This window comes from Paenibacillus luteus, from assembly GCF_006542765.1.
GTDB lineage: Bacteria > Bacillota > Bacilli > Paenibacillales > Paenibacillaceae > Pristimantibacillus > Pristimantibacillus luteus.
Window position 1 is genome coordinate 224,514 of the sequence record NZ_SKCD01000033.1, and the last position, 17,914, is coordinate 242,427.

Annotated in this window: 20 protein-coding genes and 1 other annotated feature; all 20 genes read left to right on the forward strand. The window is 49.0% G+C overall.

Going from position 1 to position 17,914, the window contains the following annotated elements; all coding sequences use genetic code 11:
• Positions 1–58: 58 nt before the first annotated feature.
• The 20 genes from E0496_RS23210 to ruvA all read left to right on the forward strand — a co-directional run bounded on the left by E0496_RS23210 (position 59) and on the right by ruvA (position 17,910).
• Positions 59–724, forward strand: a complete 666-nt coding sequence (locus tag E0496_RS23210) for a septum site-determining protein MinC (protein ID WP_241674961.1) — start codon at positions 59–61, stop codon at positions 722–724.
• Positions 725–727: 3 nt separating this feature from the next.
• Positions 728–1,519: a septum site-determining protein MinD gene (gene minD / locus E0496_RS23215; protein ID WP_139990976.1), complete on the forward strand. Its 792-nt coding sequence runs from the start codon at positions 728–730 to the stop codon at positions 1,517–1,519.
• 7 nt (positions 1,520–1,526) lie between these two features.
• The gene (locus tag E0496_RS23220; protein WP_139990975.1) at positions 1,527–2,672 is read left to right on the forward strand and encodes an FtsW/RodA/SpoVE family cell cycle protein; all 1,146 of its coding nucleotides are present in this window, start codon (positions 1,527–1,529) and stop codon (positions 2,670–2,672) included.
• 176 nt (positions 2,673–2,848) lie between these two features.
• Positions 2,849–3,760: a M23 family metallopeptidase gene (locus E0496_RS23225; protein WP_141504157.1), complete on the forward strand. Its 912-nt coding sequence runs from the start codon at positions 2,849–2,851 to the stop codon at positions 3,758–3,760.
• Positions 3,753–4,634 carry a M50 family metallopeptidase gene (locus E0496_RS23230; RefSeq protein WP_141504158.1) on the forward strand — a complete coding sequence of 294 codons (882 nt, stop codon included), beginning with the start codon at positions 3,753–3,755 and terminating at the stop codon, positions 4,632–4,634. The genes E0496_RS23225 and E0496_RS23230 overlap by 8 nt, the downstream gene beginning before the upstream one ends.
• Before the next feature lie 37 nt (positions 4,635–4,671).
• Positions 4,672–5,913: an Rne/Rng family ribonuclease gene (locus E0496_RS23235; protein ID WP_241674943.1), complete on the forward strand. Its 1,242-nt coding sequence runs from the start codon at positions 4,672–4,674 to the stop codon at positions 5,911–5,913.
• Between the two features lie 134 nt (positions 5,914–6,047).
• On the forward strand, positions 6,048–6,356 hold the full coding sequence (locus E0496_RS23240; RefSeq protein WP_141504159.1) for a hypothetical protein: 309 nt from the start codon (positions 6,048–6,050) through the stop codon (positions 6,354–6,356).
• A gap of 99 nt (positions 6,357–6,455) precedes the next feature.
• Positions 6,456–6,545 (forward strand) — a sequence feature (ribosomal protein L21 leader region).
• Between the two features lie 15 nt (positions 6,546–6,560).
• A complete protein-coding gene (gene rplU, locus E0496_RS23245; protein WP_138752392.1) occupies positions 6,561–6,872 on the forward strand; it encodes a 50S ribosomal protein L21 in 312 nt (103 codons plus the stop codon).
• An 11-nt stretch (positions 6,873–6,883) separates the two neighbouring features.
• A complete protein-coding gene (locus E0496_RS23250) occupies positions 6,884–7,228 on the forward strand; it encodes a ribosomal-processing cysteine protease Prp (RefSeq protein WP_139990971.1) in 345 nt (114 codons plus the stop codon).
• 14 nt (positions 7,229–7,242) lie between these two features.
• The gene (gene rpmA / locus E0496_RS23255; protein WP_053374800.1) at positions 7,243–7,554 is read left to right on the forward strand and encodes a 50S ribosomal protein L27; all 312 of its coding nucleotides are present in this window, start codon (positions 7,243–7,245) and stop codon (positions 7,552–7,554) included.
• 325 nt (positions 7,555–7,879) lie between these two features.
• Positions 7,880–8,425: a Spo0B domain-containing protein gene (locus E0496_RS23260; protein WP_241674944.1), complete on the forward strand. Its 546-nt coding sequence runs from the start codon at positions 7,880–7,882 to the stop codon at positions 8,423–8,425.
• 13 nt (positions 8,426–8,438) lie between these two features.
• Positions 8,439–9,764, forward strand: a complete 1,326-nt coding sequence (gene obgE / locus E0496_RS23265) for a GTPase ObgE (RefSeq protein ID WP_139990969.1) — start codon at positions 8,439–8,441, stop codon at positions 9,762–9,764.
• A 133-nt stretch (positions 9,765–9,897) separates the two neighbouring features.
• Positions 9,898–10,335 carry an ACT domain-containing protein gene (locus E0496_RS23270; protein WP_139990968.1) on the forward strand — a complete coding sequence of 146 codons (438 nt, stop codon included), beginning with the start codon at positions 9,898–9,900 and terminating at the stop codon, positions 10,333–10,335.
• Positions 10,336–10,359: 24 nt separating this feature from the next.
• Positions 10,360–11,646 carry a homoserine dehydrogenase gene (locus tag E0496_RS23275; protein ID WP_139990967.1) on the forward strand — a complete coding sequence of 429 codons (1,287 nt, stop codon included), beginning with the start codon at positions 10,360–10,362 and terminating at the stop codon, positions 11,644–11,646.
• Between the two features lie 4 nt (positions 11,647–11,650).
• Positions 11,651–12,643, forward strand: coding sequence for a homoserine kinase (thrB, locus tag E0496_RS23280; protein ID WP_141504161.1), 993 nt, complete (start codon positions 11,651–11,653; stop codon positions 12,641–12,643).
• The gene (pheA, locus tag E0496_RS23285) at positions 12,640–13,509 is read left to right on the forward strand and encodes a prephenate dehydratase (protein WP_141504162.1); all 870 of its coding nucleotides are present in this window, start codon (positions 12,640–12,642) and stop codon (positions 13,507–13,509) included. Before thrB ends, pheA begins: the two co-directional genes overlap by 4 nt.
• A 179-nt stretch (positions 13,510–13,688) precedes the next feature.
• Positions 13,689–15,662 (forward strand): LysM peptidoglycan-binding domain-containing protein, encoded by a 1,974-nt coding sequence (locus E0496_RS36630; protein WP_241674945.1) that lies wholly within the window; start codon positions 13,689–13,691, stop codon positions 15,660–15,662.
• A gap of 260 nt (positions 15,663–15,922) precedes the next feature.
• Positions 15,923–16,561, forward strand: a complete 639-nt coding sequence (locus tag E0496_RS23295; protein ID WP_141504163.1) for a BofC C-terminal domain-containing protein — start codon at positions 15,923–15,925, stop codon at positions 16,559–16,561.
• A gap of 213 nt (positions 16,562–16,774) precedes the next feature.
• Complete coding sequence (ruvC, locus tag E0496_RS23300) at positions 16,775–17,278, forward strand: crossover junction endodeoxyribonuclease RuvC (protein ID WP_141504164.1); 504 nt, start codon at positions 16,775–16,777, stop codon at positions 17,276–17,278.
• Complete coding sequence (gene ruvA / locus E0496_RS23305) at positions 17,275–17,910, forward strand: Holliday junction branch migration protein RuvA (RefSeq protein ID WP_141504165.1); 636 nt, start codon at positions 17,275–17,277, stop codon at positions 17,908–17,910. Before ruvC ends, ruvA begins: the two co-directional genes overlap by 4 nt.
• Positions 17,911–17,914: the final 4 nt, after the last annotated feature.

Sequence of the window (17,914 nt, forward strand, 5' to 3'; positions counted from 1 at the left end):
CGGCTTGCAGGAATTTGCCCGGCAGAGCAAGAATCCATTAGGTTGGGGAGGGACGAACGTGACCGAGAGACAGCATATTATAATAAAGGGTGTAAAAGAAGGTCTCGTGTTCCTTCTCGACGATAAATGTGAATTCGCGGCGCTGCTTGATGAGCTTCAGTACAAGCTGGAGAAAACGCATCAGCAGTTGCTCACTGGGCCGCTCGTTCATGTACATGTGAAGCTGGGCGCAAGACAAGTGACTGATGACGATAAGGATCGGATTAAAAATGTAATCCGGGCACAAGGGAATTTAATGGTCCAGTCCGTGGAGTCTGATCCGCCAAAGATAGATTCCCAGCAGGACCAGCAGCCTAATTTGCAAGTGCTTACGTCTATCATACGCTCTGGTCAAACCTATGAGCATGACGGAGATTTGCTTTTGATCGGCGATTTGAATCCAGGCGGCACATTATTGTGTACTGGTGATATTTACGTCCTAGGAGCTTTGCGAGGTACTGCTCATGCAGGCATAGGAGGGCGTACGGACGTTATTATTGCGACCTCACTTATGAAGCCTACTCAGCTTCGCATCGCAGACGTGATCAGCAGACCGCCTGAGGAATGGATGACCGGTGATGCTGCTATGGAGTTCGCTTTCTTAAGTGAAGGCCGAATGCAAATCGATAAGCTAGCGCAATTATTCCGCATACGGCATAATCCTATAATGTTTAAAGGAGTGTAGAGCATGGGAGAAGCGATTGTTGTAACATCAGGTAAAGGCGGCGTTGGCAAAACGACCACCTCGGCAAACCTGGGTACCGCGCTAGCTTTGCTGGGCAAGAAGGTATGCATGGTCGATACCGATATCGGCCTTCGCAATCTGGATGTGGTCATGGGCCTTGAAAATCGGATCATATATGATCTGGTCGATGTAGCCGAAGGACGCTGCCGTTTAAATCAAGCGCTTGTGAAAGACAAACGCTTCGATGAGCTTTATATGCTTCCTGCCGCACAGACGAAGGATAAAGATTCGGTTACGCCTGAGCAGGTTCGAAATATGATTTTGGAATTAAAAAAAGACCATGATTATGTCATTATTGACTGCCCAGCTGGAATCGAGCATGGTTTTCGCAACGCGATAGCTGGTGCTGACCGTGCTATCGTCATTACAACGCCAGAAAATGCTGCTGTTCGTGATGCCGATCGAGTGATTGGCTTACTCGAGCAAGAGAAAATTCCAAGCAAGCTGATCATTAACCGCATTCGTCAAAATATGATGAAAACCGGGGAGATGCTTGATATTGATGAAATTTGTCAAGTGCTTGCTGTTGATCTTGTTGGCATCGTACCTGATGATGAGAAGGTCATTTCTGCAGCAAACAATGGAGAACCGACGGTGATGAATCCGGCTTCTCGAGCCGCTATCGCCTACCGGAACATTGCGCGCAGAATCTTGGGCGATATGGTGCCACTTATGCTGCTTGATGAGAAGGCGGGAGCGTTCAAACGTTTCCGTAAGTTTCTGGGAATAGGATGATCGCGATTTGCTTAATAAACTAAAGAAACTGGACTGGGGAATTCTAATTATATTAGTGTTCCTCATGGTTATCAGTACGATTGTCATCCATAGCGCAACGGCTAATTTTCCTTTATATGCCGGAAATGAAATCAAACAGCTCAAATTTTACATTGCAGGCTTTTTTCTTGCGATCGCTGCGACTTTGTTCGATTACCGGATCGTGTTGAAAAGCTGGCATGTCCTATATGGCATTGGCATTACCTTGCTGCTGCTTGTCTACTTTTTTGGAGCTACGATCAACGGAGCTAGAGGCTGGTTTGTTATTTTCGGAGTTTCCTTCCAGCCTGCAGAGATGGTCAAGCTGGTGCTGATTATCGGAATTGCGTATCTAATGGGTCGGCGGCAAGGGGATCGCTTAACGCTTACTCAGGATATTATTCCGATCGGGGCTTTTTCTTTTATACCGTTTATGCTCGTTATGATCCAGCCGGACTTAGGGAATGCGATTATTTACCTTGTTATCGTGCTCGGCATGCTATGGATCGGGAATGTGAAATATTCTCATGTTATCGCAGGCCTAACGGTTGTTGTAGCTGGATTAGTGTTGTTTGTCACTTTGTTTAATATGTTTAATTCTGAAATTTATGATTATTTGAATGATAAAGGCATGAAGCATTGGCATGAGCGGATCAATACCTTTATTAATCCAGCCGATGCTTCGGCAGATGCGAGACATCAGTCCGAAAATGCTCAAATCGCAATTGGCTCCGGCGGACTGAGCGGCGATGGATATTTGCAAGGAGATATGAAGAACGGCGGCTTCGTTCCTTATCCGTATTCTGACTCCATCTTTGTTGTCATTGGAGAAGAATTTGGATTTCAAGGGGCGGCCATATTGCTTCTCCTATACTTTTTGCTCATCTATCGCATGATCATCATAGCATTCAAATGTTATGATTTGCGTGCCTCGTTTATCATAATTGGAATAGTATCAATGTATGTGTTTCAGGTGTTCCAAAATATCGGGATGATGATCGGCATTATGCCGATTACGGGAATCACGCTACCTTTTATCAGTTATGGAGGTACTTCACTACTGATTAACTTGCTCTGTATCGGTCTGGTATTCAGCATTAAGGCACATCAGGAAGTCTATGAGCTTGCCGATTAAGGCAAATTGAAAAGCTGTATTTGAAACGGTAGCCATCCGTTTCAAATACAGCTTTTTTTCAATATGTAGATGTTTATAGGTTGTGCATGATTCCGCATACTTGTCTTATTCTCTACATATTCATGTAGTAGGATACAAGCTGTCGCGATGGCGACGGGAGCGGGAGGAGCGTCCAGATGAGTACAAAGGATAATAGCAATCATCGCAAAGAGAACAATATAAAAAAAATGCAGGCCCCTCAATCATCAGAATTAAAAGCAGATGATTTTTATTCAGAGCCGCTTGCTCCGCAGCAGCATGAGTATTTTCATGAAGAGGAATGGGAAGAGCCCGACCCGGAGACGGTTTGGAAAAGCAATCCGAATCCGTGGGCAAGCTGGGGGGAGGATGAAGGATTAGGAGGGAAAAGGAGCTACGTGAAGGCTGTTGATCTCACGAATCGAAAAGATCCGTCACATGAGCGAAGCCGACATACACTCCGCAAAGAGTTTACATGGAAGCTTCTGATTGCAGTGCTCTTGTTTGGTGCTATATATACGTTGTTTCAATATGAAAATGAGTATACTCGAGCAGGACAAGCACTGGTGAAGCAGGCACTTGTGGAAGAGATTGATTTTGCTGCTGCCGCCGCATGGTACAAAGACACCTTTGCTGGCGCGCCTTCCTTTATTCCAATATTTGAGGACAAAAGCGAAACTGCTGTAGGTGCGGAGGGAACGGTTAAGCTTCCGATCTTTGCGCCATTGCAAGAGGGATCGCTTGTACGTACCTTTGCAGAACTGCTTAACGGGATTGAGCTGGCAGGTCAATCGGAGGAGCAAGTTGTGGCTGCTGAGACAGGGCGTGTGCTCGACTTGTCTGATCAAAGCGATAAGGGCTCAACAATCGTGATTCAACACGCCAATCAAAGGATAACGGTTTACGGTATGCTCGGCAAGACCGAGGTGAGCGTAAATGATTGGGTCGAAGCAGGTGATCCGATCGGGAGCCTACTGAAGTCTGAGGGCACACAGCCTAGCCTGCTTTATTTTGCAGTGAAGCAAAATGGTCTGTATATCGATCCAGTGGGCGTGATACCGCTTGATTAAATGGAAAGGAATGATTTGGTCCGTCCATCCGCTCTTTGTCATCATTATGTTGGGATCGGTCATGACTGGCTATTTTGCTGAGTTGATCACGCTGTTCTTGCTGGTGCTGGTTCACGAGATCGGCCATGTCATCATGGCACGAAGCTTTGGTTGGACGATACGCGAGGTAAAGCTGCTGCCCTTTGGCGGAGTTGTTGAGGTTGAGGAGGCGGGCGGCCTTCCAGCGAAAGAGGAAGCGCTCGTCGCCATAGCTGGCCCGCTGCAAAATGTATGGATGGGACTAGCGGCTTGGGCTTGCGGGCAGCTTGGGCTATGGGACCCGGTATGGGCGGAATATGTATGGAAAGCGAACTTGATGCTAGGCTTGTTCAATTTGCTGCCCATACATCCGCTCGATGGAGGGAAGCTGCTTCAGGCAGCCTTAAGCTATGCTGTCAACTATTATAAAATGCTCATTTGGTCTGCCCGCATCAGCATGCTGTTCAGCGTGATCATGATCCTATTCTCGCTTCTTCCTTGGTTATTGGATAAGGAGGGCGTTCAGCTTAACCTCTTAATCGTTGGTATATTTCTTGTCATGACAAATTGGACGTATTATCGGAACGTTCCTTTTATCTTTTATCGTTTTCTAATGTATCGGGATCGGGTAACGGTTCAGGCATTAACGCTTGGGCATGTGGCAAGCCCCATTATCGTAAGCGGCAAGCAAACGATCATCTCGGTAGCAAGGCTGTTCCGGAGAGAGCAGTACCATCTGATTTATATGGTGGAAGATCGCGGCAAGGAGGTAAAAGTACTGCCCGAACAGAAAATTGTCGAGGGCTGCCTGTCGGATAGCAATCCTAATCGTGCAGTATCCGAACTTTTCAGTTAAAATAGATGAAAAGCGTACTGGCAGGTGATACTCGGGTATGAAGCAAATGTTGATGCATGTACAGGGTGAGATGCTGCAAACCGCAGTGCTTGCGAATGGCCGCCTGATTGATTTTTTTATGGAAAAGACGAAAGCAAGCAGTTTGGTCGGCAATGTGTACAAAGGCCGTGTCGTTAACGTACTGCCTGGTATGCAGGCAGCATTCGTAGATGTTGGATTAGCCAAAAATGCTTTTTTGTATATTGACGAGCTGCTCCACCCGCATTTAGAGAAGCAACCCACGCAAAAACCGCTCATTCAAGAGCTTGTTAAACCCGGACAAGAGCTGATCGTACAAGTGATGAAGGAGCCGCTGGGCGGCAAGGGTGCTCGCGTGACTACCCATTTCTCGCTGCCTGGCCGCTGGCTGGTTTATATGCCAAGCGCAGATTATGTAGGTGTATCCAAAAAAATAAGCACCGAGGGCGACCGTTCAAGGCTGCGCGCCATTGGTGAAAAACTGAGGCTGGATGAGGAAGGCATCATCCTTCGTACGGCCGCTGGCAGCGAAAGCGAGCTATCCCTACATAGCGATGTTGAACAGCTCAGAGAGCTGTGGCAGGGGATTGTGGAACGGAGTGCAGATGCGGCAGTGCCCTCGGAGCTGCACCGTGAAGCAGGTTTGTTAAGAAGAGCGGTTCGCGATACGTTAACGATGGATATGGATGAACTATGGATAGATGACGACGAACGATTCGAAGAAGTGTCTGCGCTGCTCGAGGAGATGACCCCTCAGCTTCGCAAGCGGCTGAAACGCTATGAACATAAGAAAGGCCAGCCTTTATTCGATGCTTACCGGGTAACCGATCAGGTCAGAAAAGCTTTTGATCGCAAAATATCGTTGGAATGCGGTGGGCATCTCATTTGGGAGGAGACGGAAGCGCTGACGGTTATCGATGTGAACACCGGAAAGTTTACCGGCTCATCGGGTCTGGAGGACACTGTTTTTCGCACGAATATGGAAGCAGCGGATGAGATCGCGAGATTGCTTAGGGTGAGGGACGTAGGCGGCATTATTATCGTTGATTTTATTGATATGGGATTAGACAAGCATCGGGAGCAAGTGATGCACAGGCTGACGGAAAAGACACGCAGCGATCAGACCAAATGTACGATTTTAGGCTGGACTAAGCTGGGTTTAATAGAAATGACACGCAAAAAGGCGCGCGAAACGGCTGTTCACCAGCTGGCGGAACGCTGCTCTGTCTGTGGTGTGACTACTAATAAAAATGAAGCATAGCTCTAGCTAATATAGGACGGAATGAACCCGCGATGTCGCGGGTTTTTTATATTTTTGTAGCAAAATGCACTGAAAAATATGTTAAAATAAAGAAATTTGAATTCGTAATTAAGACTAGGGAAACAGGTGAAGGTATGAATCGTAAAAAAACGTTAACCGTACTCATCGCATCGCAGATTGTCTATCTTATGTTTATCGCGGTATGGCTTTTTGTCTCAGCCATGTCCGTTATGATGTTTGACAGCGCGGACGCGACGGGAGATGCATTAACCTGGCTGATTTTTATTTATATTCTTTTGTATCCGGTAGGTGTGCTTGCGGCATTAATCGGAGGATGGGTTCTATTTTATCGCCGGAGATATAAGGGGGCTTTGATCTGGAGCGGCGTTCCACTGCTCTGGGTACTGCCTTTGCTTGGCTTCTTGGTCTATGCTCAATTTTAATGGCTGCAAAATAAATTATCGTTTTTAGGGCTGGAAGAATTGATATAGCTTGCATAGTGTGGTACACTCTTTGGGTGTCTGTCTCGTACCCGGTTGGGATGAGATGTACAAGTACCGCTCCGATTGGGTAAATAAGCGTATGCGGCGCAGGCTGCAGACCACCTGAATTAGGCGAGTCTTCGAAAATAAGGAGGTGCACCAACTATGTTCGCAATCATCGTAACAGGCGGAAAGCAATACAAAGTTCAGGAAGGCGATGTTATCTACATCGAAAAACTGGATTCTGAAGCAGGCGAGAGCGTAACGTTTGATCGTGTTTTGGCGGTTTCTAAAGGTGACGGTCTTGTAACTGGAACTCCGGTAGTATCCGGCGCTACAGTAACAGGTAAAGTCGAGAAACAAGGCAAATCCAAAAAAATCATCGTTTACAAATACAAAGCCAAAAAGAACTACCGTCGTAAGCAAGGTCATCGTCAACCGTTCACAAAAGTTACAATCGAGAAAATCCAAGCGTAAGAGGAATTTCGATGATAAACGTTACCTTTGTACGGAGAGCCGCTGACAGACGCATCGTATCTTTTGCAGTCGAAGGACATGCTAAATATGCGAAGCCCGGCAAAGATATCGTTTGCGCGGGCGTATCGGCCATTTCGGTTGGTACCGTTAACGCGATCGAGGCTTTGGCAGGAGAAGAGCTCCCCGTCAAGATGAAGAACGGCTGGCTTTCGTCGGATATTCCGGCGCTGGCGGACGAGGCTTCTGACGCGCGGATGCAGCTGCTGCTGGAATCGATGGCGGTTATGCTTGACACTATCGCAAAATCATACGGCAAACATGTCGTCATTCAAGAATTGCTTCACAATCCTTTATAAGGGAGGGAATAACTATGTTGAAACTGAATCTTCAGCTTTTCGCTTCGAAGAAAGGTGTTGGTTCCACGAAGAACGGACGTGACTCGCAGTCGAAGCGCCTTGGCGCTAAACGTGCTGACGGTCAAACCGTATCCGCTGGAAGCATTTTGTTTCGCCAACGCGGAACAAAAATTCACCCAGGTACTAACGTAGGCATCGGGAAAGACGATACGCTTTATGCAAAAGTAGAAGGCGTAGTGAAGTTCGAACGTTGGGGACGCGACCGCAAAAAAGTGAGCGTATATCCAGCTGTTCTTGCTCCGGTAGCTGCAGCAGTAGAAGCGTAAAACAAACGTTATATGCACCAAGCCCCGGCCTGCATCGCTAGGCCGGTTTTTTTTATTTCGAGGTTAATGACCGTGGGACAGCAGCATGATATACTGGATAAGCTAGGAAATACAGAGAAAGTAGGTTTAATCGATGGGGCGCTTAACAACAGCTAAATATTACGCGGCGGCATCCATAATCTTGCCCTGCGCTGCTGTACTAATTTGGCCTACTAAAGTGTGGTTAACTGCTGTCTTTCTCGTTTGGCTTATAGCTGCTGCGACATACTGGGTGAGAACGGAACGGAAAGAGCATGCGGAGCGAACGGCTAGGACAATTCACTCGTTGCAAAATTCGGGAATACGTACGCTCAATCATCATCGTCATGACTGGATGAATGATCTGCAGGTTGTGTTTGGTTATATCAGGCTCAAGAAGCTGGATAAAGCAGCGGAGTATGTGGAGAAAATAAGCGAACGGATGGCAGTGGAGAGCAGCATCTCCAAGCTTGGCGTTTCATCCCTTATTAGCTACATTCAATCGTTTCGTACGCTATCGAACACGCTGGAGCTGCAGGTCGTCATTAAAGGCGATATCCATTTAAATGAAATAACGGCAGATGCCGATCAAATAGCCGAAACGCTCATTCATACGATTAACGCCTATCGGTTTGCGGCGAAGCCTGGCTATGGCAATGCTGCTGTTCTTACGCTGGAGCTGTCGCTTGACGAGGAAGCGCTGTACGCAGCCTTCTATTATGACGGTGAACTGATGAATGAGCAGCAATGGAAGCAAAAAATACAACAGCAGTTGGAAGGCGCGCTAATGCAGCCGATCAACTTCGAGCAGCCATATGCAAAGGTGCTGCTGAGGGCGGAAATGCGCGCATGAACGGGGGCACAACATGTTTGTCGATAAAGCGAAGATATTTGTAAAAGGCGGCGACGGTGGCGATGGTATCGTCTCTTTCCGCCGTGAGAAGTATGTCGAGCAGGGCGGTCCTGCCGGCGGCGACGGCGGACGAGGCGGAGACTTGATTTTCCGAGTGGATGAAGGGCTTCGTACGCTTATGGATTTCCGCTATCAGAAGCATTTCAAGGCAAACCGCGGCGAACGCGGTAAAGTAAAAAGCATGCACGGTGCAGGAGCTGAGGATACGATCGTTCGCATCCCGCCAGGTACGGTCATTGTTGATGACGATACGCAGGAAATTATTGCGGATCTAACGCGTCACGGGCAGGAAATCGTTATAGCGAAGGGCGGACGCGGCGGACGTGGCAATATTCGCTTCGCTACCCAAAACAATCCGGCTCCTTACATTTCGGAGAACGGCGAAGAAGGCCAAGAGCGCTGGGTCGTGCTGGAGCTTAAGGTAATGGCAGACGTTGGTTTGGTCGGCTTTCCAAGTGTAGGTAAATCTACGCTTCTCTCGGTTGTTTCGGGCGCTAAGCCGAAGATCGGCGCTTACCACTTTACAACGATTACACCTAACCTGGGTGTTGTTGATGTGGGCGATAGCCGAAGCTTCGTTATGGCCGATCTACCCGGCTTGATTGAAGGGGCGCATGAAGGTGTCGGACTAGGCCATGAATTCCTGCGCCATGTCGAGCGGACACGGGTTATCATCCATGTTATCGACATGTCTGCTTCGGAAGGACGCGATCCTTTTGAAGATTGGGTGAAAATTAACGAAGAGCTGGTTCTCTATAACGAGAAGCTTGCTGATCGTCCGCAAATTATTGCAGCGAACAAAATGGACATGCCGGACTCCGCAGAACAGCTGGAGCTGTTCAAGCAGCAGCTTGCCGAAGTAAGCGGCGACCGCCAGTATGAAATTTTGCCGATCTCTTCGCTCACGAAGCAGGGGGTGCAGGAGCTGCTTTACAAAGCTGCTGATGTTCTGGACACCGTGTCGGAGCAAGTGGAAATTGAGGACGTGAAGGACGTTGCCGAACGTAAGGTGTACACCTACGAGAAGCGCGACGAAACGACCTTTGCCATTCATAAAGAAGACGAAGTGTATGTCATTGTCAGCGAAGGCATTGATAAGTACATGAAGCGGATGAATCTGACGTCTTACGATGCGGTTATGCGCTTTGCGCGCACGATGCGCAAAATGGGCGTGGATGCGGAGCTTCGCAAAATGGGCGCCAAAGACGGCGACATGGTTCAAATCGGCGACTTTGCGTTCGAATTTTTCGAAGGCAGCGATTACAATCCAAATGGCTAGGAAGCACAAGCCTATATGTACGATTGAAGACGGCGAAAGCCGTCTTTTCTTTTTTTGCCTATTGCCCCAAGCTGTAATATTCGATATAATGTCCACTATAGGTGAACAATTGTCTTTTTGAGGAGGACGAATAGTGACTAAACGTTATTATGTCGTTCGGGAGGACATTTTACCGGAAGCGATCATGAAGACGATACAAGTGAAAGAAATGCTTAGCAGAGGCGAGGCGGCTACCGTACATGAAGCGGTGGAACGCGCGGGCCTTAGCCGAAGCGCTTTTTATAAGTATAAAGATGGCGTATATGCGCTGAATGAGCTGGAGCGCGAACGTATTGCGACGATTTCCATGGATTTGGAGCATCGTTCAGGCGTACTCTCCAATGTCATCAGCATGGTTGCCAGTGTTGAGGGGAATGTGCTGACGATGAATCAAAGCATCCCGCTGCAGGGCTTCGCCAACGTCGTCATCTCCGTCGATATTTCGCAGCTTTCCGGAGAACTGTCATCGCTGGTCGAATTGCTCCGCAGCCAACCTGGCGTACGCAAGGCCTCGGTCATCGGGCAAGGATAATAAAGCAAATAATGGAGGGTATATATGAAGCCAGTTAAAGTAGGTTTGTTGGGTCTTGGTACAGTTGGAACAGGTGTCGTCCGCATTGTCGAAGGGCATCAGGAGGATTTGGCAAGCCAAGTCGGCTCGCCGATCGTTATTGAAAAGGTACTCGTTCAAAATAAGGCGAAAGCACGGAATATCGCTATCGATCCGGATAAGCTGACAGAGGACCCTTGGGATATTATCCGTCATCCCGATATCGATGTTATCGTTGAGGTGATGGGCGGCATTGGCCTGACGAAGGAATACATTTTGGAAGCTTTGTCTCTTGGTAAGCACGTCGTGACAGCCAATAAGGATTTGATGGCGCTGCACGGACCGGAAATTTTGGCCAAAGCGCAAGAGAATCGCTGTGACGTTCTTTATGAAGCTAGCGTCGCGGGCGGAATTCCGATTATCCGTACGCTGGTAGAGGGGTTCTCTTCCGATCGGATCAACAAAATCATGGGTATCGTGAACGGGACAACAAACTTTATTTTGACAAAAATGAGCCAAGAAGGCGCTTCTTACCTAGATGTGCTGAAAGAAGCACAGGAGCTTGGTTATGCGGAGTCTGATCCGACATCGGATGTCGAGGGACTTGACGCGGCACGTAAAATGACGATTCTTGCCACCATCGGCTTCCGCGCCAACGTTGCGCTTGAGGATGTATCCGTGCAAGGCATCTCTTCCGTAACGAAAGAAGATATCTTGTATGCGAAGCGACTCGGCTACGAAGTGAAGCTGCTCGGCATCGCAGAGCGCCAGGATGACTTGATCAGCATCAGCGTACAGCCAACAATGGTCAAGCAATCCCACCCGATCGCATCGGTCAACGGCGTATTCAATGCGGTTTATGTATACGGCGAGGCGGTAGGCGAGACGATGTTCTATGGCGCAGGCGCAGGCGAGCTGCCAACGGCAACGTCGATCGTATCCGATCTGGTAGCCGTTGTGAAGAACCTGAAGCTTGGCGTAAACGGCATGCAAGGCAGCTTGGCTTACAAAGAGAAGAAGCTGAAAACCGATGAGCAAATCTCTTCTAAATATTTCTTGCTGCTGAAAGTAGCTGACCGCGCCGGCGTTCTCGCTCGCATCACGCAAGTTTTCGCGGACTTCGAAGTAAGCTTGGAATCCGTGCTGCAGCAGCCGACGCCTTCGAATCCTGAAGCAGAGATTATCGTCATCACGCATGATGCAAACAAAGCGGCTATTCAGAAGGTGCTTGCAACGTTTGAATCGCTGGAAGTCGTTCACAAAGTGAAAAGCGTCTACCGCGTAGAAGGGTAAGCCCATGAATAATCGCAGAGTAGTTGTAAAGATTCCCGCAAGCACGGCAAACTTAGGTCCAGGCTTCGATACGCTGGGCATGGCACTCTCCTTATACGCCTGGATTGAGCTCAGCGTGGCTGAGCAGACACAGTTTCAATTTTATGGCGATCAAATGAAAGGCTTGCCGAAAGACAAGTCGAATCTGATTTATAAAGTGGCTCAGCTCGTCTTCAAAGAGGCGGGCGTGGAAATTCCTGAGTTGTCGATTTCCATGCATAGCGATATTCCGCTGACGCGTGGACTCGGCAGCAGCGCATCAGCGATTGTAGGCGCTCTGGTAGCTGCCAACGCGCTGATCGGCAGCCCGTTATCCGATGATAAGCTGTTTCAAATGGCAACGGCGCTGGAGGGGCATCCTGATAATGTAGGCGCATCGCTGTTCGGCGGCATTGTTGTTTCTGCCTGGGACGGGGAGCGTGCGGATTACGTGCGAATTGAGCCTCATGAGAGGCTGAAGACGCTGGTTGCGATCCCGGCATTTCAGCTGTCGACGGAGAAGGCGCGCCACGCGCTGCCGTCGCAAATTAGCATGGCAGACGCCGTATTCAACGTCGGCCGCAGCTCTTTGCTCGTGGCTGCGCTAGCTAGCGGCGAGCTTGGCATCATCCGTCATGCGATGAAGGACAGGCTGCACCAGCCTTACCGTGCAGCGCTCATTCCGGGCATGACTGCGATTTTGGAGCAAGCGGTTGATCATGGCGCGCTCGGCGTAGCGCTAAGCGGTGCAGGGCCGACGCTGATCGCGTTTGTTGAAGAGTCTGCTGCAGCCGATACTAAACGAGCAGGAAGCGGTTTGGAGCAGTTTCTGCTTGATACGTTGAAACAAGAGGGAATTGAGGCGAAGACGTTATGGCTTGCGCCATGCAGCAGCGGTCCGCAAATTATAGTTGAGGACATTTCCAGCCAGCCAGCAATTTCGCTTCCGGATCGAATTAGAGGAGAGGTTAAGGTATGAAGACGATAGCAGTACTGCCAGCCGGCTCTGTTTCGGACGAGGCGGCAAGGCATTTTTTTCGCAAAGAAGAAATCAATTATAAACATCATCGGCTGATTTCGGATGTGTTCTTGTCAACCGTGAATGGAATCAGCGATTATAGCATCATTCCGATTGAAAACACGATTGAAGGCTCGGTTAGTTTGCATATGGATTGGCTCGTGCATGAAGTCGACATCCCTATACAAGCAGAATGGGTGTACCCTTCAATTCAAAATTTGATTGGACGCCAATCGGAGCTGACGGATGATACGGGAGCAATTGATTATTCACGAATCACTAAAGTCATCAGCCATCCGGTGGCGATTGCGCAGTGCTTGCAGTTTTTGCGCACGCATTTGCCGCACGCCGTTACGGAGCATGTAAGCAGTACGGCCGAGGGCGTTCGGATTGTTCAAAACAACCCAAACGCCGGCTGGGCAGCAATCGGGACGATGACTGCCGCCGCCAACGAAAAGCTGGACGTTATTGCAAGTGAAATTACCGACCACGATAACAATTACACCCGATTTCTGCTAGTTGGCTCAGAGCCGTATAAGGCACGCCAATCCGACAAGATAAAGACGAGCATATTAATAACGCTGCCTGAGGATTATCCAGGAGCCCTTCATCAGGTGCTTGCGGCATTTGCTTGGAGGAAGATTAACCTATCCCGCATTGAGTCGCGACCGACGAAGAAGAAGCTCGGCAACTACTATTTTTTCATCGACATCGATATGGCGCTGGATACGGTGCTGCTGCCGTCAGCCCTTCAGGAAATCGAGGCGATTGGCTGTCAGGTTCGCATACTAGGAAGCTATCCTAGCTTTACCGAATTCAAAAAATAACGTGAAATATACAATTGCTTGAAGAGAAGTCGGGTTCACCTTTAGGGTGAGTCCGGCTTTTTTACTATTTTTTTTGTGAAAGTGGAGACACCTGCCCATATTCTGCATAGGATGTAAGGATTGATAATAGGCATTAGCAGTGCCATGTTATTTAGAACGTGACAGGAGGTTAACGGCGAGTGAAAATCCATATTGTAAAAAATGGCGAATCCTTATACTCCATCGGACAAAAGTATAACGTTTCGCTGGAAGAGATTTTAAAGCTGAATCCGGGCATCACGAATCCGGACGTCATTGAAGTAGGCCAGAAACTGAAAATTCCTTCAAGCCATGCAGGAGGCGCGGGTGGAGGAATGGACATCATGCATCAGCATGTCGTAAAGCAAGGGGATACGCTGTGGAAGCTGTCGAAAGCGTGGGGCGTTCCGCTTGCGGATATGATCAAAGCAAACCCGCAGCTCAAAAATCCGAATGTGCTGCTGACGGGCGAAGTAGTAAACATACCTAAAGCGGGTCAAACGATGCAAGAGGTGCCAGGCATGCAAGGCACGGCGCTTGGAACAGGTCAAGGCGGCAACCACGCCCTGCATCCTTCTTCGATCATGCAGGGAGTTCAGGGTTGGGTCGGCAAGCTTTCTACCGCTCCGAATTCAGGCAAAACGTCTACTGCGCCAATTGCAGGCAAAACGCCGACGGCACCTATCGAGGGCAAGACGCCAACAGCCCCTATAGCACCTGTCGCGCCTGTACAAGAGAAGAAACCGACTGCTCCGATTGTAAAACCGGTCACGCCTGCGCCGCTTCCGGCTCCCAAAGCAGCAGCTGTTGAGCCTGCGAAAAAAGCATTGCCGATCGAGAAGCCTGTAGAGAAGAAGCTTAAACCCATTCATTCCGAATATAAGCCTAATGTCGATTTATTCAAACAATATGGCGTGCCAGCAACAGAAGCGCTATCCTTGTATGATTTGCCAAAGGCTCCTGAGTCGGTATCGCCGTTCACACAACAGCCTATACACAGCGGCTACGGCTACAGCCAGCCACAGGTGAGCCCGGCACAAATGGGCTATGGCTATGGGCACAACCAAGTAAGTCCCGCGCAAATGGGTTATGGGTATGGTCAGCCACAGGTAAGCCCGGCACAAACGGGGCACGGCTATGGCCACCAGCAAGTTAGCCCAGCGCAAACCGGACATGGCTATGGCTACGGAAACTGGCAGCAGCCTGTACCTTTTGGCAATACCGTAAGCCCGCTAGGTGACAGCCATGATGCACCATTTGAATGTCCACCGGGCACGGTTTTTGTGGGCAGCTATCCTTCCCCTAATATGACGCTTGGCGCTGGCTCCGGCTGGGGCTATGGTCATCCAATGGTAGAAGGAGCGCAAGAAAACAGCCAAATGGTGGCAGGCGCTTCTACACTGCCAAATCAAGGCTGGGTATCGCCGCTTGCGACGCAGCCAAACCAAGGAATGGTATCGCCGCTTGCGACGCAGCCAAACCAAGGAATGGTATCGCCGCTTGCGACGGCGCCAAACCAAGGAATGGTATCGCCGCTTGCGACGGCGCCAAACCAAGGAATGGTATCGCCGCTTGCGACGCAGCCGAACCAAGGCTGGGTATCGCCGCTTGCGACGCAGCCAAACCAAGGAATGGTATCGCCGCTTGCGACGCAGCCAAACCAAGGAATGGTATCGCCGCTTACAACGCAGCCAAATCAAGGCTGGGTATCGCCGCTTGCAACGCAGCCGAATCAGGGATGGGTGTCGCCTTTAGCAGAACAACCGAATCAAGGATGGGTTTCCCCGGAAAGTATGCAGCCAAGTTTTGGGTACGGTTATGGTCATGGAGCGGTCTCACCGGCTGGCATGCAGCCTCATAGCGGATATGGTTACGGATATGGAGCGCAAATGCCATATTCACCATATCCAAGCTGGCCGCAAACCGCAGGCGTTTCTAATCAAGATCAATCGGATTGCGGATGTAAAGGCAACCGTTCAGATCCTGCCTCAGCAAAGCTTTCCGAAATAGAGGCGGAAACGCCAATTGCGACGAAAACAGCCGTAAAGCGCAAAACTACCAAAAAAGCTGTTATCCGCACTATAACTAATCGCCCTAACAAAAATCGTGGCAATCAGCCGTGGTTAAATCGTTAGAATAAGCAATAAAGCAGTCCCAAAAGTCGCTTGCGGCACTTGGGGCTGCTTTTTTTCAAAGATAAGATTTACTATGTTTTTCACAATAGAGCAATCTTATATCTCTGCCTTACAATCACGGTTCAGTCAGAATTGCAGCATCAATACGCCGATACTTATTACAGAAGTCAGCAAACAAACTATTATAAAAAGCAATCAATTTGAATATTTATGTAACACTGGCGCATACTATCAAAAAATATAATGAAGGGGTCATCCCCATGATGGTATTCAGCCTTTGGAAAAATTTAAAGAAACGGCTTCGAAGAAATCGACGCCCTACGTGGTCGCTTGGCACCATATGGTTTAGCCTGCTGCTTGGCGGGCTTGCTGCTATAAATGCCGGGCATGTACTGGCGGCGCCGGCGCTTGATGAGCAGCAAAGCAGCGTTATTAAAGCTTTGGAGCAGCAACAGCAGCCTCTCACCGTCCAGCTCAGGCGCGTCTATCTTTGCGGAGAAGAATCCAAGCCGCTTGGCCGAATGATGAATAAGCAGGTGCTGCAGCTATTGCATGGCTATTCGAATTGGAAAGCCGAACTGAATGAACAACAGGGTACCGTAAATGTTGAGCTGCACATTGAAGATTTGTCTGAGCATTGCAAAGCAAATGCTTACATGAGCGTGGACAAGAAAGGCAATCTTGCTCTGTTTGACGGGGTTCCCAAAAAAGAGAAGGTGGTACGCACCTTTTTTCAGCTAGATATCCACTACATGGAGAGCAGTTTGCCGCAGAACAAGCTGGATGAGCTTTCCAAGGGAATACGCATTAGCGATATCGATGAGTATAACAGCGTGCTGTCAACCTTTAGCGACTATGCCGCCCAGCCAAATCAAAGGGTAATGAAGCCGACGTACTAGGGCGCTTCTGGTTAGCATCAAGTAATGAAAAATTAGATGATTAAGTAAAGAGGCCGTATTGCTACTTGCGGTCTCTTTATTTGTGTCCAATGACTGAAATATCAAACGCGCGTTCTCATTCACGCCAAGTTTTGCTATAATGGATAAAGCAACTTTACGTTCATGCGGTATAAACCTTTTTTTCTATGAAACTTCTTTTGAGGAGATGTCCGTTTGCGCGTTCTTGGAATTGACCCTGGTTATGCAATCGTTGGATTTGGATTTATAGATAAGATTGGCCACAAGCTTACCCCCGTGCAGTATGGAGCAATTCAGACGGAAGCGCACACAGCGCCTGAGCAGCGGCTGCTGCAGGTGTATGAGTCTGCGGGTGCTTTAATGGATAAATACAAACCGGATACGGTCGGTATAGAGAAGCTGTTTTTTAACCGGAATGTAACGACAGCGTTTGATGTGGCACAGGCTAGAGGCGCTATTATATTAGCTGCGACGCAGCGCGGACTGCCCATCGGAGAATATACGCCGCTGCAAGTGAAACAGGCGGTTGTCGGCTATGGCAAAGCGGAGAAGAAGCAAGTACAGGAAATGGTGAAAATGTTTCTGAAACTGTCGGCTGTGCCTAAGCCGGATGATGTCGCCGATGCGCTCGCAGTCGCGATTTGTCATGCACATTCCGTCGTACTGAACCAGAAAATCAATGAGGTGAAGCGTTCGTGATCGATTTTTTAAGAGGCACAGTTGTCCATTTGGAATCCGAATATATTGTTTTGGATGTAAGAGATACAGGCTATCGCATATTTACGGCAAACCCCTACGCTTTTGCTAAGAAAGAAGAGCCTGTCACCGTATATATTCACCATAACGTCCGTGAGGACGCTATTTTATTGTTCGGTTTCGAGTCGAGAGAGGAACAAACGTTGTTCCGCAAGCTGCTGGAGGTATCTGGCATCGGACCAAGAGTTGCCTTAGGCATCTTATCTGGAGGTCGCCCGGACGCAGTCATTGCAGCGATCCAACAGGAGAATATCGCCTTTCTCACAAAGCTACCAGGGATTGGGAAGAAGACGGCACAGCGTATGATCTTGGATTTGAAGGACAAGCTGATTGGCGCTGGACTCGACGGCGGACTGCTTACGGCAGCAGGCGTGGCTTTGGATCTTACGTCGAGCCGAAACTCGGGGCAAGGGGCAGGAACGGCGTGGCAGGAAGCAAGGGAAGGCCTTGCTGCTCTTGGCTACACCGCTCCGGAACTGGACAAAGCGTGGAATGGATTACAGCATAGTGTAACGGCTGAGGAAACGGTAGATTCTTTGATGAAGAGGGCGCTGCAGCAGCTGTTTAAAGGCTAACGGA